The organism is Tepidibacillus decaturensis, from assembly GCF_001561915.1.
In the GTDB taxonomy this organism is placed as follows: Bacteria; Bacillota; Bacilli; order Tepidibacillales; family Tepidibacillaceae; genus Tepidibacillus_B; species Tepidibacillus_B infernus.
Window position 1 is genome coordinate 1607159 of the sequence record NZ_LSKU01000001.1, and the last position, 14925, is coordinate 1622083.

At 36.7% G+C, this 14925-nt stretch carries 14 protein-coding genes; 2 read left to right on the top strand and 12 right to left on the bottom strand.

Annotated features, from left to right (window positions below; translation table 11 throughout):
* Positions 1-42: 42 nt before the first annotated feature.
* The 4 genes from U473_RS07685 to U473_RS07700 form a co-directional block, all read right to left on the bottom strand.
* The gene (locus U473_RS07685) at positions 43-1662 is read right to left on the bottom strand and encodes a stalk domain-containing protein (protein ID WP_068725019.1); all 1620 of its coding nucleotides are present in this window, start codon (positions 1660-1662) and stop codon (positions 43-45) included.
* 242 nt (positions 1663-1904) lie between these two features.
* Complete coding sequence (nrfD, locus tag U473_RS07690; RefSeq protein WP_068725021.1) at positions 1905-2810, bottom strand: NrfD/PsrC family molybdoenzyme membrane anchor subunit; 906 nt, start codon at positions 2808-2810, stop codon at positions 1905-1907.
* A gap of 5 nt (positions 2811-2815) precedes the next feature.
* The gene (locus tag U473_RS07695) at positions 2816-3355 is read right to left on the bottom strand and encodes a 4Fe-4S dicluster domain-containing protein (protein ID WP_068725024.1); all 540 of its coding nucleotides are present in this window, start codon (positions 3353-3355) and stop codon (positions 2816-2818) included.
* Positions 3356-5527 (bottom strand): molybdopterin-containing oxidoreductase family protein, encoded by a 2172-nt coding sequence (locus U473_RS07700; protein WP_068725027.1) that lies wholly within the window; start codon positions 5525-5527, stop codon positions 3356-3358.
* 325 nt (positions 5528-5852) lie between these two features.
* On the opposite strand from U473_RS07700, the gene U473_RS07705 reads away from it, so the two are divergent.
* A complete protein-coding gene (locus U473_RS07705) occupies positions 5853-6737 on the top strand; it encodes a LysR family transcriptional regulator (RefSeq protein ID WP_068725029.1) in 885 nt (294 codons plus the stop codon).
* Between the two features lie 30 nt (positions 6738-6767).
* Here the strand turns inward: U473_RS07705 and U473_RS07710 are convergent, their stop codons facing one another.
* The 5 genes from U473_RS07710 to U473_RS07730 form a co-directional block, all read right to left on the bottom strand.
* Positions 6768-7973 (bottom strand): MFS transporter, encoded by a 1206-nt coding sequence (locus U473_RS07710; RefSeq protein ID WP_068725031.1) that lies wholly within the window; start codon positions 7971-7973, stop codon positions 6768-6770.
* 162 nt (positions 7974-8135) lie between these two features.
* The gene (locus tag U473_RS07715) at positions 8136-8381 is read right to left on the bottom strand and encodes a YlbG family protein (protein ID WP_068725034.1); all 246 of its coding nucleotides are present in this window, start codon (positions 8379-8381) and stop codon (positions 8136-8138) included.
* An 83-nt stretch (positions 8382-8464) separates the two neighbouring features.
* A complete protein-coding gene (locus U473_RS07720; RefSeq protein WP_068725036.1) occupies positions 8465-8905 on the bottom strand; it encodes a YlbF family regulator in 441 nt (146 codons plus the stop codon).
* 62 nt (positions 8906-8967) lie between these two features.
* A complete protein-coding gene (locus U473_RS07725; protein WP_068725038.1) occupies positions 8968-10596 on the bottom strand; it encodes a helicase-associated domain-containing protein in 1629 nt (542 codons plus the stop codon).
* Positions 10597-10613: 17 nt separating this feature from the next.
* Positions 10614-12290, bottom strand: coding sequence for a DNA repair helicase XPB (locus U473_RS07730; RefSeq protein WP_068725040.1), 1677 nt, complete (start codon positions 12288-12290; stop codon positions 10614-10616).
* Between the two features lie 128 nt (positions 12291-12418).
* Between U473_RS07730 and U473_RS07735 the strand changes: the two genes are divergently transcribed.
* Positions 12419-13822, top strand: a complete 1404-nt coding sequence (locus U473_RS07735; protein WP_068725042.1) for a hypothetical protein — start codon at positions 12419-12421, stop codon at positions 13820-13822.
* Positions 13823-14042: 220 nt separating this feature from the next.
* Here the strand turns inward: U473_RS07735 and U473_RS14780 are convergent, their stop codons facing one another.
* Genes U473_RS14780 through U473_RS14785 form a run of 3 tightly spaced genes read right to left on the bottom strand, consistent with a single transcriptional unit; the run spans position 14043 to position 14889 of the window.
* Positions 14043-14195, bottom strand: coding sequence for a hypothetical protein (locus U473_RS14780; RefSeq protein ID WP_161937309.1), 153 nt, complete (start codon positions 14193-14195; stop codon positions 14043-14045).
* A gap of 53 nt (positions 14196-14248) precedes the next feature.
* On the bottom strand, positions 14249-14695 hold the full coding sequence (locus U473_RS07740; protein WP_068725044.1) for a hypothetical protein: 447 nt from the start codon (positions 14693-14695) through the stop codon (positions 14249-14251).
* Positions 14696-14715: 20 nt separating this feature from the next.
* A complete protein-coding gene (locus U473_RS14785; protein WP_161937310.1) occupies positions 14716-14889 on the bottom strand; it encodes a hypothetical protein in 174 nt (57 codons plus the stop codon).
* Positions 14890-14925: the final 36 nt, after the last annotated feature.

Below are 14925 nucleotides of genomic sequence, written 5' to 3' on the forward strand. Positions count from 1 at the left end.
ATTAAAAAAGGGACAACTTTAACGTTTCTTTTGTAGTTGACTTTATGGCTTGATGGTGACTTGCTGTTTTTCATCATCCCAATCTACATAAGCCCCTAATTGTTCACTGATAAACCGAATGGGAACATAACTCCTTCCATCTTTTGTAATTGCTCCTTGGTCTAATAATAAGGTTTTTCCATTCACTTTAACCTGCAAGGTATTGATTGGCAATTCAATGGTAAGATTGCCCTTTTGATAAAAAACTGTTTTTGTTTGCTCATTCCAATCTACTTTTGCCCCCAAACTATTGCCTAAAACCTTAAACGGGACCATGGTTCGGTTATTTTGAACATAGGGAATGGCATCTATCGGATATTGAGCATTATCGACTTGAACAAAGCGTTCTCCTAGTCGAAAATGAATTTCCTCCATCTGATCTGAAAATGGGGGATAATTTACTTGTTGATGAAGGGTATCCTTTCCTTTTCCAGCAATCTTTTCTGTTTGAAACGTCCAAGTTTGGTCATAGGACTTTACTAACTGATTTTGCTTGACTTCCAATATGACACTCACCTTATATTTTTTATCTAATGCCAAAGGTGATTTTGGAATGAGAATCACTTCATTTTGTAAATGTTCATCATTACCTCCTGTGTTTTTTGGCGAATTCACATAGATAGGGACCTCATGATTTTCCTCATCCAATATTATTGCTGACTTTAACCTTACGTTTTCGACTTGACTGCCATATACCCCTATCATAATTGGATAACCTACTTTTTTCGGAGCATTAGAATAAAAGCGCAACGGATTAGGGGTTTCATAATTATTCCATGCAATGGGTACATCCTTTTGGTTTTGTCCTGGATAAGCGACCCGAGTTAAACTTGACTTAATTTGACCACCAAAATTTATCACATGAAAGTAACCCGCTTTTCCATAACCGTAGTATTGGTAAGATGGATTAAGAAATGGAATACGATGGTAAGGGGCATCAAAAAGCCCATCAATCGCCTCTTGAATCGATGGATTACTTTGATAACTTATATCTTCAGACGTATCTCCATAAAATCCGTAATAGGAAGCACGATCTGCAACTGTCTCACCAAAGAATCCAGAAGTACCTTCCTTTTGATAGTGGCCAAAAACATTTAGTCTGTCCTGATATTCAGCATGCTTTTGTGCAGCCATATTTAGTGAACGATCCCATTCATATAAGGGAATCCCTAGAATATAACGATAATCATTAGCCAAATTGATCGCAGATAATTGTTCTTGGTTTGGCAAAGGTAAAGAACTTAAGCTTACTTTTGAAACGGTGAAGGTCCATGTTTTTTCGATTGTGTTAGCCCAACCTTTTAAATGAATGGTTGCCTTTACTGTGTTACTCCCTGTTAATGGTTTTGACGGCTTGGCATAAAAGGTGTGACGTTCTTCATCATAAGTTACTGGAATCGCTGCTCCATTTAGGGTGAACTCTACTTTTTCCAGCTGATTATCACCGAGAAAAATCGTCCAACCTATTTCTGGTTGGTTAATACCAATTGTTCCCTGAGGATATGGAGGATAGTAGGTAACTTGATCTGCTGCTTGAGTCAGGGGCGGGGTACTCATGACTACCAAGAGAAATATGATTTGTGCAAGAAAAATTGGAATCCATTTCTTATGTTTTTTCATCATTGCTAGTTCTCCTCTTCTGTATTTTTTATCCTATTATATTATACGAAACTTATTGCTATTAGTTTTGTCAAGCACTATACATAAAAAAAGGTTTGTATACCATCGCGCTCCGTCATCCGTGCCCTTCTATGAATAAAGATTACGGAAAGAAGGGCACTACTGAAGGTCACAGCTTATGGAATATACAAACCTTAAATGACAAATAGAAGAAAGTTATACTTTCTTACCGTCACGATATAAAGCTAAAACAAGGATATCGTCAAGGCAGCGGCTAATACGATATAACGTAGGATAAAGCCACCGATGAGTACAAAGCCTTCTGTGATTAAAGCCGGTAATAAGCTAGGTCCTGTTAACGATGATGCTGCAGAAACTTGTAAGTTTTGAGGCTTTGTTGAAGCATGGAAGTGGAATAGTTCAACTCCTTCGATCACCATTGGAACCAATAATCCAATGGTGATAATCCCTAACCAAAACATAAGAGCATACTCTCCAACGATTAAAGCCTGAACAGATTGATAAGCGGCTTCATTAGCTGCACTTGTTACATAAAGCATGAAGAAGATTAGAATCAACTCCAAACCCATCAAAGAAAAGTGAGTTTTCTTTAACCATTGCATGTTGTAGCATGCTTTACGATCAGCTAATGTCGCAAACAACACGGTAGCAGCGATTCCCGTTGAGAATGCGGAAACCATAAATAAAACAGGTAAAACAGAAGTATTCCACAATGGAACCGCTTTAACTACACCAATCAGTAATCCTGTATAACCGGCTGTTCCAATCGCAAATAAAACGCCAAGTCGTTCAATCCAAACATTCACTTGTTTCTTCAAATAGACCATCAAAGCTTGATAAGCTGTAATCAGCAAAAAGACTGAAATGATATAGGTACCATTGGTCATCATCGAATTAGGAAAATTAACTAGTAGATAGATAAATCTCAATGGATGATGTAAACCTGCTTCGGCATCAAAAACAAGCAACAATAGTCCTATCGCTAATAGAATTGGCGCAAGAATATATCCTGTCTTTTGAATCGTTGTAGCAAAAGGAAACTTCCTACTCACGATATGAGAGGTAAGATAAGCGCCCGCACTTACCCCTGCTAAGAATAGGTACCATGCAATCATCATTCCCCAAACCATATGGATCACCTCACATAATAGATTTTTGGTTTTGTTCCTAAATCTTCTCTTAATGGTTTTGCTTTTCTTGCAATAATTTCTTTTGAGATTTCACTATTAGGATCATCAAGATCGCCAAAGATTCTCGCATTTCCAACACAGGTGTTGACGCAAATCGGTTGATTGCCTGCTGCCACTTCTTCTGCACAGAAACGACACTTCTCCACTACACCTGTTTCATGATTGGGGACTCTTGCTTGATAAGGGCAGGAAACGACACAATATTTACAACCAATACATTTATTCTCATCGACTAATACGATGCCATCTTTGGTTTGATAAGTTGCTCCTGTAGGACAATTATGCATACATGGCGGATTTTCACAATGCTGGCATTGAACAGGAACAGCATAGAAAGAGACGTTAGGATAGACCCCTTCCTCTTGTTCATAAAACTTGATGAATGCTTCTTCTGGTGGTAATCCGTTTTGCATTTGGCAGGCCACTCGGCAACCAAAACACTCGACGCATTTTGTTGTATCAATTAACATTCCATAGCGAGTCATTTAGATTCCCACCTTTCTAATTTTTACGATGACTTCATGGATCATTGATGTGCCTCCAATGGGATCCACTTGATAGGGAACATGGTCCATATAACTAAATCCAACGCCTTTTGCCAAATGAAGTCCATCAGAGAAGTTACCATATGGTGACGGGACAAAAACACATTCTGGATGAATTCGTTCTGTAAGTTTTACTTTTACTTGACTCTTTGCATTGGCAGATTCAACTTCAACCAAATCTCCATCCTTTAATCCCATTTCTATACCGCGTTTTTTGTTGATCCATAACCGTTCTGAGTTATAATCCTTGGTTATTTGCAGCAAATAGGGTAGGTTTGTTGTATAAGAATGTGTATGGTAACTTTGTTTCCCTGTTATCAGGCGGAATGAATCTTGGTCTGGTTTTACTTTTGGCTCCATCCATTTCACAACACGTGAAAAACCGGCTTTTGCGTAGTTCTCACTTACGAATTCAACTTTACCTGATGGGGTTTTCAATTTGGGAACAACGCCAAGTTCAACTGGATCATCGATTACAATGGTTCCCTTCTTCTTTAATTCAGATAAAGTAATACCTAGTGGAGCAATCATCGCCTGGTTCAATTCATCAACGGTAAAGTTAAAATAGTGACCGAGTCCCATTGCTTTCGCAATCTCTGTGAAAATTTGATCAGCTGGAACAGTATTGGGATGAACAACGTCTATGGTTTTTTGTCTTAAACAAACAGCTGGTTTACCACCAGGCAATGCTTCAATCACATCGTCTCGCTCTAAATAGCTTGGTTCTGGTAACACATAATCTGCAACCATCGCTGTTTCTGACATTTGCACGTCAATTACAACACTTAATTCAAGTGCTCTTAGTCCTTCGATCATATAGTTAGGATCGGAATATCCCCGAACAGGATTGGTTTGAATAATGATGGCTGCTTTCACAATCCCCTCTTTTGCTTTTTGAGGAATCACGCTTGCCACACCAGCATGTGGGTTGACTAATGGAAATTCTGCATCTACCCTTGGCAGAGTAGAAGGTGATGGTGTAGGATGTATGGTAGGATCTAATTTTCCAAGTTTCGGACCTTTTCCAAAGATATAGCCACCTTTTTGTTGAATGTTTCCTAATAATGCATTAAATAACGCAACAGCACGCCCTGTTTCAGCACTATTAGCATAAGTACAACCAAAACCACCACGCCAGGATTGTTCAATCATTGCTTTTGGCTTAGCTTTTGCCATATCTCTTGCAATACGAGAAATCGTATCTTTGGAAATCCCCGTCACTTTTTCTGCCCATTCTGGCGTATACTCTTGGATTGTTTTTGCATATTCTTCAAAGCCAATAGCATAATTGGCAATAAACTCTTTGTCATAAAGCTCTTCTGTCACCAATACATTTGACATAGCTAAAACAAGAGCTAAGTCCGTTCCTGGACGTATCGATAACCATTCATCAGCTAAAGGAGCCGTATTGTTTAAGCGTGGGTCAACAATCACAACATAAGCCCCGTTATCTTTTGCCGCTCCCAGTGCCTGCACAGAGGCTGGTCTTACCCCATCACCATAACTTCGTCCAATAAACATAATGTATTTAGAATTGGCCACATCTCCACCCGGAACTCCACCAATGGTATGAGTAAATCCTGTATCTCTAGCATTAGAGCATACGACAAGATGGTTAAAATAGTTTGGCGATCCGATCGCATCTAAGAAACGAGGACCATAAAATTTCCCGGTTGGTCTTGGGTCTTCTACAAAAACAACAGAACCTGGGTCTTTCGCTACAATCTCTTTCAACTTTTGACCAATCTCTTGATAAGCTTGCTCCCAAGAAATTGGTTCAAATGTGCCATCTTCTTTTCTTTTAAGAGGTTCTTTGATTCGATCAGGTGAGTAAGCTATTGTTGCAATACCATGACCCCTAGCACAAATCTTCCCTTTACTAAAAGGATGATCAGGGTGACCTGCAACCTTCCATAGCCTACCATTTTTTGAATATACCAAGATTCCGCATTTACTTGAGCATGCATTACAAAAGGATGGTGTGATCGTTATATTTTCTTTTTCATTTGCATAAAGGGTTTGCCAGCTTTGAAATTCAATAGCCCCCAATGAGGCTAAGGCTGTTGTCGCAGCAGAGGCTTTTAAGAATGTTCTCCGCGATACTTGTAACATAAGTTCCCCTCCTTGTGTTTTGAAGATTTAGATAAGTTGTGAAGATTTTTTGAAAATGATGAAGAATTCTTGAAAATTTGTGAAGAATTGAACATAAAATTGTAAAAAAATAAAATCCCACTCCCCTTCTATTCTTTATTTATAGAAAAATCATGTATGAAATTATGAATTGCTCACTTTAATTGTATGTTTAAATCCCTTATTAGTGGAAATTAAACATTTTAATACCCCCTATAACAAATACTTAGAATATGTTAAAATAATATTAAATTCTGACTTATTAGAATATCTTGTCTAGCTTTTATGTTAAAAATGGGGGTATTCTATGCAAATATCTAATCTGGAAGTATTCCTACTGGTTGCCCAATTGAAGAGCTTATCAAAAGCTTCAAAATTGTTACATCTTTCACAACCAGCAGTTAGTAACAAAATTCATTTGTTGGAAGAAGAACTTAATACCTCTTTATTTGAGCGTTCTCCTTATGGTGTTTCATTGACAGAAGAAGGTCAAACCGTTTTTCAATATGCACAAGAAATCCTTCATACCTACCATCAATTGGTCGAAACGATTCATCCTACTAAACAACCCAATAAGGAAAAACTGATGATTGGTACAGAATCAATGATTGGCAGCTATTTCCTTCCTTGTAAAATATGGAGCTTTATGGATAAGTATCCCATGGTCGAAATGAAAATTATCACCTACGATCGTGCCAATCTATTTAAAGAACTTGAGGAGCATTCCATTGATGTTGCACTTGTTGAAGGTGCTATTCCTTCAGAATCTCCTTTTCATTCCCAGATCATTTCTACCGAACCAGTTTATTTAGCCGTTCCTAACCAAAAAAAATGGCAAAACATTGACGTTTTACCATTACATGAGCTATATGAAATTGAAATGATCTTACCTGATGAAAATACAGGTTTCCGACAAACTGTTGAAAAGGCACTTATCCAACAAGGAATTCAAATGAATAAACTACATATTATCGCCGAAACGAATAATGTAGGGACGATGAAATCATTAGTTGAATCAGGAAAGGGAGTTTCCTTTATGTGTGATACCCTAAAAAATATGAGCCATTCCTTGGAACATATCAAATTACTTAAGGTTGAATCATTAAATATTAAAATTGACTATTATCTAGTTTACTCCTCTGAAAATACAAATCCAGTCTTAAAACCCTTTATAGAAGAATTATTTTTATGAAATGATAGACTTAGGCAAGTAAGATATCTACTACGAATTAGCTAATGATTTTATCTTTTTATTCAATGCCCATTGCGCCCAGATTCCATTAAGCAATAACAAAAGCGCAGTTACAAAAAAGACTCCATTTAACCCTATATACCCCGCTAGAAAACCGCCTGAAATTGGTCCAATCATATTCCCAAGAAAAGTTGCACTATTGCTATATCCAAAGGCAGTACTTTCCATCCCTTTTGGTGCGAAACGATGGGTTAACGAATTGACAGATGGTAGTAAACCACCTATTGTTAGCCCAAGTAAGAACCTCCAAATAATTAATTGCCAAATATTTGTAGAAAATCCTTGAGGAATGAAAAGTAGAGCTGCACCGATAATAGAATAAATCAGAACCTTCTGGTGCCCGATCTTATCACCTAACACCCCTAATCTTGGGGCAGCTATCATCTCAGCAAAACCAGCCGTAGCAGCAACCAATCCTGCGAAAAACGAGACTTTTCCACCAGGTGGTTCTAATTTCTGAACAAACAGCGATAAGATTGGATTCACATTTAGTACCGCAAACTGAATCATAAAGGCAACTACAAATAGTTGAATCAATGGTTGGGTTGCTACAATTAACTTGAAATCACTAACAAAACTACCTGTCTCTTGTTTTTCTCTTGGAGTAAATTCCTCTTTAACCAAAAACATGACAATAAATGTTGCGATTAAAATAAACAAGCCAGTATAAAAGAAAACATGCCGATAACCAATATAATCAGCCAAAATCCCACCTAAAAATGGACCTATAATCGAACCAGCAACAGCTCCAGAACGCAATGTTCCCATAGCATATCCTACTTTTTCCTTAGGAGAATTCGTGGCAACTAAGGCGATTGCAGCAGGGTTAAATCCTGCAATTACTCCATTTAGTAAACGTAAAAATAACAAATGATAGACATTTGTAGCTAACCCCATGAGAGAAATAACAATAGCCATTCCAAATCCTGAACGAAGAATCATAATTTTACGCCCATATTTATCAGCTAATCTTCCCCATAACGGTGAAAAAAGAAATGCAGTTAAAAAATTGGCCCCAAATATCAACCCTGCCCATAATGCTACTTGACTTTCGGATTCAATCCCCATTTCTTGATGAATAAACAACGGTAAGAACGGCATAATGGAGCTCATTGCTGCCATCAATAAAAAAACCGCCCCCCAAAGGATATATAAATTTCTCCGCCATAACTCCATATGTTGTCCCTTCTCTCTCTGAATCTAATCTTCTTTATTATATATTTCGTAAAACGAAATTTAAAGACAGTGAAATGGTTTTTTAAGAAAAAAATATCTTATTCCCTTTTATCCTAAAAAAAGGAAACAAGATATCATCTCGTCTTTTAATCTAATTTTTCATTATTCTATTACCGTTTTGGAGGAGTAATCCGTTTTAATCTCAGTTCGATACGAACGTTCTACCTTTTTCACAAACGATAATTTTTGCAAATATGCCATTGTTTTATCCATGTCTTTTTCATTCACATATAAAATACAATAGTTCATTCTTTTAGAAATAAAATGGATATGTCCAATTCTTTCTAGATTCCTTGCTGCTTTAAAATCATTTATCCATACAATGAGTCCAACTCTTTTTGGAAACATGTCATCGTCTCCTTTGAAAACGTATAACAAAACTTAAAGACATACTACCATTTCTTTAACATTGATGCAAGAATTAAAAAAAGTTAAATCGCACAGACATTACTTAATCCACAAGAACTGCAGCTTCCAGTACTACAAGAACCACCTAACAATGCATCACCATTTCTAGGTACTTTGATCGATTTTGAAATAGAATGAGCAATCGTTCGAGATATGAGGTAAAACATTTGATCTAGGTTCTCTTCAGCTTTTTTAAACTGCTTTACTGTTTCAAGTTGATCAAGCTCAGTTAATACCTGATCGATTCTTTGTTTTACTTCATGGTAACTTGGATGAAAGCGGCCAAAGCGTTGAACCTCTGCAAAGCTTTCTTTTTCTTCTTGAAGTTTTTTCTTCAGCGCAATCACTTCTGGATCTTTTTCTAATGCTTGTTTATATTGAAGATACTCCATCACTTCTTTTGACCGATTAATCATATCTGCCAAATCATAAGTTTGGAGAATCACATCGGTATCTAAATTCATATCAATCCCTCCATCCTTATTATAACATGAGATGATGGTTTGCACTATGAAAGGATGACTAACTATATATGGAATGGAAAAGAGGGAAATACATTTTCGATTCGATAATCCTTGTTTCTTAACACTTCAAAAGGAGTCTCCTCTTCTTCTTCTATCTCTTGACCCATTAATACCCTATCCTCAGTCCATATCTGTTTATTTGGATTAAATCCAGCCTGTTGAAGGTTCTGTAAAAGAAAGTCAAATCGTTCTCTTTTGATGATTAAATGGGTTGGCGAAATCTCGCCAATGATCCATTCTTTAAAACGTTGTAGCGACTTTAAAGTATTTGCGATTTCTTCAGATTGGCATACCATGATTCGAACGTCTAAAAATGAAATGGTTCCATAATTTTTGCCCCAATCAAGGAGGGTTTGTTTGAAATGGTCCCCAATCGGGATCATACTCAACCTTTCCAAGAAAGCTAAAATGTCTTCAATTGACTTTTGTTTTTCTAATCCTTTTAAAATCGAATCTTTTGTTAAACGATAGCGGTTCATTTGGTCTATTTGTTCCAAAACAGCAAATTGCTCTAATTGAGCTCTTAATCGATAAGGAAAATTTTTGGGCACTAAAAGTTCATAATTGGGTTGAACATAGATTTGAGCTAATTCCTCTTTTTCTTTAGGAAGCCATTTAAATAGCCAGTTTCCATCTGTATCTTTTCCTAATTCAATCCAACCAAAAGCATATAATGGTTTTAATATTTCTTGTTCTGCTCGAACAACAAACTCCTCAGTTACAGGTCGGTTTAAACGTTTAGCTAACCTATGAAAAATCGACGTGAAAGAATACCAGCGTCCTTCTGGAAAATGAAAAAGCATAAAAAATAAATGCTGTAGAAAGATATCGCTTGATTTAAACTGTATCCGAATCAGTTGTTCCAACAATCCTCTTCTTTCCCCTTGAGTCAATGTAAACCATTTTTCTATTTTATCTGTCCCAACTAATTGATCTGTTTTTTCGATCAAATCCATCGTTTCTGCAATTACTAATAAAAGCTGTAAAAAAACAGGGTATTCATAGAGATGATCTCGATTCATTGGAAATTTGCTTAACAAAGTTTCATCCATCCCAAAGTGTTCTGACAGCTTGGCCAAATGGCGTTTATGTACTGTTCCTCTTTGCGTGAGTGGAACCGATTCTGTTTGGATATAAGTTAAAAATTGAAAAAGATCTTCTTCCAAATCTCCTTTTGGACTTGGCTCTAAAGTATAAGGGGTTTGCTCTTCGGATTGTTGATTAAAGTTTTGAAAAAATAAAAATCGGTGCCATTGCAAAAAAAGCTGTTCGGGGATCGTATAGGCCACTTCTCCCCAGGATTTTCTTATGGTGTATAGAATTCCTTTTCTACGTAATTTGATTAATCCATATTCGAACTCATTCCTATTTAATGTTCCTCTTAATTTATCTAATTTTCGATAAGGAAAGATTTGGTTAGGAATCTGAACGATAAAATAGCTTAAGACCTCTTTTTCTAAATTCGTCATTTTTTCAAAGATTTCTCTTAATGCATCAGAATTTGAAAAAAGCTTAATCAATTGTTCGACCATTTGATTAGGTTGATTGCTATTAACTTTGATTTGATGTTCTTCAATGATTTTTTTTAATGTGGAAGGTGACAATTGTTCAAGATAAGATCCTAGCTGCATAAAATCTTCCCCCTCACTTATAGCAAATCATGCTCTTCAATTTTATATTGATACCCCTGTTCAATTAAAAAGAGTTGCCGTTTCATCGCATATTCCTGATCGATGGTTTGATCGCTAACCAATGTATAGAAATAGGCTTGATTCCCTTCCTGTTTTGGTCTTAAGATTCTACCTAGACGTTGAGCCTCTTCTTGCCTTGAACCAAAGGTACCTGAGACTTGAATCGCAACTTTTGCATCAGGAAGATCAATAGCAAAATTTGCTACCTTAGAAACGACTAAAATTTTGATCTCTCCATTTTTAAAACGCTGATAGATGACTTCCCGTTCATCCTGCTTAACTTTACCCGTAATAAAAGGAACCTGTAATTCTCTAGCAATATTCTCTAATTGATCAAGATATTGTCCGATGATGAGAATGGAATCGCCTTGATGTTTGTTTAAAATTTTCTTTAACCCTTCTATTTTTAAAGGATTAGTGGAAGCAATTCGATACCTTTGTCTTTTAGGTGCTATAAGATATTCTTCTTTCCATTCCTTGGACAAGGGTAAACGAATCTCTGTACAAAGGGCTTCTGCGATCCATCCTTCGTTTTCCATTTGTAACCATGGAACATCATATTTCTTAGGGCCTATGAGAGAAAAGACTTCCTCTTCCTTCAGATCTTCTCGAACCAGTGTAGCTGTCAACCCTACTCTTCTTTTGGCCTGAATATTTGCGGTAAACCGAAAAACAGGAGCTGGTAAGAGATGTACCTCATCGTAAATAATCAAACCCCAATTTCTTTGTTGAAATAACCCCATATGTGTAAATTCACTCTGACCTGAGGAACGGTGCGTTAGGATTTGATAAGTGGCCACTGTAACCGGCTTTACTTCCTTTAGATTCCCACTATACTCCCCCACTTGTTCTTTCGTAAGACTTGTTTTATCTAAAATCTCACGTATCCATTGCCGAACCGAAGTGGTATTTGTCGTCAAAATTAAGGTTTCACTTTTAATTTCGGCCATGATTCCTATACCAATAATGGTTTTCCCTGAACCACAGGGTAATACCAAAACCCCACTGCCTCCATAAATCGATCCACTTGCATAAAACGAATCAATCGCCTGCTTCTGATAATCTCGTAATTGAAATGGTCTTCCTGACAGCGTCTGTGGTAACAAAGCGATAGGCAAATGCTCTCCTTGCTGATATCCCGCTAAATCCTGAACGGGATAACCTAATTTGATCAGCTCTTGCTTCAATACACCTCTAGCAGACTCATCTATCACAACAGTAAAATGATCGATTTCCTCTAAAAAGTAGTTTTTTAAAGAACGGTAAGCCATGATTTCCTTTAAAATTTCAGGATCTTTCGTCTTGCATACCAATCTCCCATTTATTTTTTCAAAAGAGAGCAATCCAAAACGGCTGATATATTCTCGTATCTCCGTTTCGATGTGGGAAGGAACCTGGAATTTGCTATATTGATGTAAACTTTCTAAGATTTGCTCAGCTGTAATGCCACTTGCCGCTGCATTCCATAAAGATAGCGGCGTCATCCGATAAGTATGAATGTATTCCGGACTTTTCACGAGTTCGGCAAACAGTGTAATTTTTTCCCTGACTTGATCATACATCGGATTTTGAACTTCTACAAACATCGAACGATCACTTTGGATAATGAGTGGTCTTTCAGGATGGATGCTCAATTTTTCCACCTCGCTTTAACACCTATTCTTTTAGCTTGAATCAAAAGGACATATTCTATGTATCACACCAATCTTTCTCCCACTGCATATGGTATGAGTAAGGCGATTGCCTAGTAAGGAGGGTAATTATGGAAATACAATTATTAGCGATTCATTGGGTCTATCTCCTCTTTATCCTATTGATCATCGGTGTGATGATTATGAAAAAGGATACGACGTTAGTCAGTATCTTAGGCATTTTTATCATCGGATTGCTTGTTACAAAATCCTTGCCTGATTCAGTTCAATCCGTATTTAATGGTTTGATTTTTGCGATCAAAGAACTACTAAGTACCATCTTAATTATTAGTATAATTGTAGCGATGAGTAAAGTCCTAACTACTTCGGGTATCAATGAATTGATGATTCGCCCTGTTACCCATTTAATTAAAACACCATCGATCGCTTATTGGGTGATTGGTATTGTGATGATGATCATCTCTTGGTTTTTTTGGCCTTCCCCTGCTGTTGCTCTCATTGGTGCAGTTTTACTTCCAGTAGCCATAAGAGTGGGGTTGCCTGCATTAGGTGTTGCCATGGCGATGAACCTGTTTGGTCATGGGATCTCTTTATCGGGTGATTTTATTATTCAAGGCGCCCCAGCCATTACGGCAGGAGCAGCAGGAATTCCTGTAGGAGAAGTTGTTTCAGCTAGTGTCCCTCTAGTCATTGTGATGGGACTAGTAACAACTGTAACTGCTTTCTATTTTTTAAGAAGAGATTTAAAAAAAGGTACTTTACATGTACACTCCTCACAGCTCGTTGAATTAGAAGAACCTAAGAAAACAATTGAATTATCGCCAAAAATTCGTAGATTGAAAAAAACCTTTTCCATTTTAATCCCCATTCTTTTTTTACTTGATGTGATCGGTATGTTTATGCTTGACCTTACTGGTGGTGATGCGACAGCCTTAGTTGGAGGAACAGCGATTACGATCTTGATCGTGACAAGTCTACTCTTTCATAAAAAGGAACGAATGTCAAAAATAACGGAGTACTTAGTTGAGGGTTTTCAATTTGGTTTTAAAGTCTTTGGACCTGTTATCCCTATCGCCGCATTCTTCTATCTAGGAGACTCCGGGATTCTTAGTATTTTGGGAGAACATGCTCTGCCTGAAGGTTCACAAGGGATTGTAAACGATTTAGGAGTGGCACTTGCTAGTGTAGTCCCATTAACAAAAGAGATTGCGGCGATTACTTTAACCATTGTTGGTTCGATCACTGGTTTAGATGGATCTGGTTTTTCTGGCATTTCCTTAGCTGGATCAGTTGCCCATTTGTTTGGCTCTGCTGTTGACGTAAGTACTGCTACTTTAACTGCTCTTGGTCAAATTGCTGGTATCTGGGTTGGTGGCGGAACGCTGATACCATGGGCTTTAATCCCTGCAGCAGCCATCACTGGGGTTGACCCCTTCGAATTAGCACGACGAAATCTTGTTCCTGTTATGATTGGTTTAGTGGTCACCACTATTTTTGCTATGTTTTTATTGTGATCAGAAAAACCTCACACCATTTTATGGTAATGATACCACAAAAGGCGTGAGGTTTATCTTTTTAAGAATTTGAATAACAAGTAAATAACGAATAGAACAACAGCCAATGATGTCAACGCTGACGCCATTGTCAGTGAGAAATTTACCGTCAAAGAGCGTGAGCGTTGACACTATGTGAGCATTATAGACAACGCCTTCTAATTAGATCTTGTTTTAAGAATTACGGTAATACAATATTTAATTCTTTATTCAAAAAGACTTGCCCTTTATATTTGTTATATGCTTTTTCTTTTATTTCATCTCTAGCTTTTTCTTTAGTTTTATTAATATATTCAGATTTCTGCATTTCCAAATTAATATAGTCACTAATCATTTTATTCTTCTTATAAGTTTCAATCCAGTAAACATTCCAATACTCATCAAAAGTTAAACCAAGTTCTTGTATTTTTGCTTCCTGTATTTTTTAATATCATCTGATACTTTTTGGTAATTTGCTAATTGTTCTTCTTTTGCTAAATTCGCTTCTTTGTCATTTGGAGGAGTAATGCCAACATTTTTAGCTTCTAAATATAGAAATTCATTTAATAATTTATTTTTTATTATTTGCCCTTCAGAAATTGTATAATTTGGATTACCATTTAGTTCTCTATTAACTTTCTCAAATTCATTTTTAATATTAATAACATCTTCTTTCGTTATTTTAAAATCATTAAATTGGGCTACAATAGTACCATCATTTATTTTATTATCTTTAATTTCTTGGTAGATTTCCCATATTCCTTTATTAAAAGCATTTGTAGGAATTGCTAAACCTAAAACTGCTCCCAAAAAAACAAAACTGATAATAGTTATAATTATTGATTTCTTTTTCATTATTTTTCTACTCCTTTTTATTAGGTAGTCCAATCACCAGAAACATCAACCACACCAGAATTCCATAAAATAGTTGAAGAAGAATCGCCTTTAAAGTAAACTCTACTTTCTACAGGTCGAGTTCTACCATAGAGAAATGTTAAGTTTTCTGTATCCTCAATTGCACGAACCCATCCATCATTAGGATCATACATAAATGTATGACTCCCTGGTGAACTACCCGCCACCTA

Excerpts from the sequence above, each read along its gene's own strand:
- U473_RS14785 (WP_161937310.1), bottom strand. The coding sequence starts at position 14,889 with ATGTATGATCCTAATGATGGATGGGTTCGTGCAATTGAGGATACAGAA.
- U473_RS07710 (WP_068725031.1), bottom strand. The coding sequence starts at position 7,973 with ATGGAGTTATGGCGGAGAAATTTATATATCCTTTGGGGGGCGGTTTTT.
- U473_RS07735 (WP_068725042.1), top strand. The coding sequence starts at position 12,419 with ATGGAAATACAATTATTAGCGATTCATTGGGTCTATCTCCTCTTTATC.
- nrfD (WP_068725021.1), bottom strand. The coding sequence starts at position 2,810 with ATGGTTTGGGGAATGATGATTGCATGGTACCTATTCTTAGCAGGGGTA.
- U473_RS07705 (WP_068725029.1), top strand. The coding sequence starts at position 5,853 with ATGCAAATATCTAATCTGGAAGTATTCCTACTGGTTGCCCAATTGAAG.
- U473_RS07725 (WP_068725038.1), bottom strand. The coding sequence starts at position 10,596 with ATGCAGCTAGGATCTTATCTTGAACAATTGTCACCTTCCACATTAAAA.
- U473_RS07740 (WP_068725044.1), bottom strand. The coding sequence starts at position 14,695 with ATGAAAAAGAAATCAATAATTATAACTATTATCAGTTTTGTTTTTTTG.
- U473_RS07685 (WP_068725019.1), bottom strand. The coding sequence starts at position 1,662 with ATGATGAAAAAACATAAGAAATGGATTCCAATTTTTCTTGCACAAATC.
- U473_RS07720 (WP_068725036.1), bottom strand. The coding sequence starts at position 8,905 with ATGAATTTAGATACCGATGTGATTCTCCAAACTTATGATTTGGCAGAT.
- U473_RS07700 (WP_068725027.1), bottom strand. The coding sequence starts at position 5,527 with ATGTTACAAGTATCGCGGAGAACATTCTTAAAAGCCTCTGCTGCGACA.
- U473_RS14780 (WP_161937309.1), bottom strand. The coding sequence starts at position 14,195 with ATGATTAGTGACTATATTAATTTGGAAATGCAGAAATCTGAATATATT.
- U473_RS07715 (WP_068725034.1), bottom strand. The coding sequence starts at position 8,381 with ATGTTTCCAAAAAGAGTTGGACTCATTGTATGGATAAATGATTTTAAA.
- U473_RS07695 (WP_068725024.1), bottom strand. The coding sequence starts at position 3,355 with ATGACTCGCTATGGAATGTTAATTGATACAACAAAATGCGTCGAGTGT.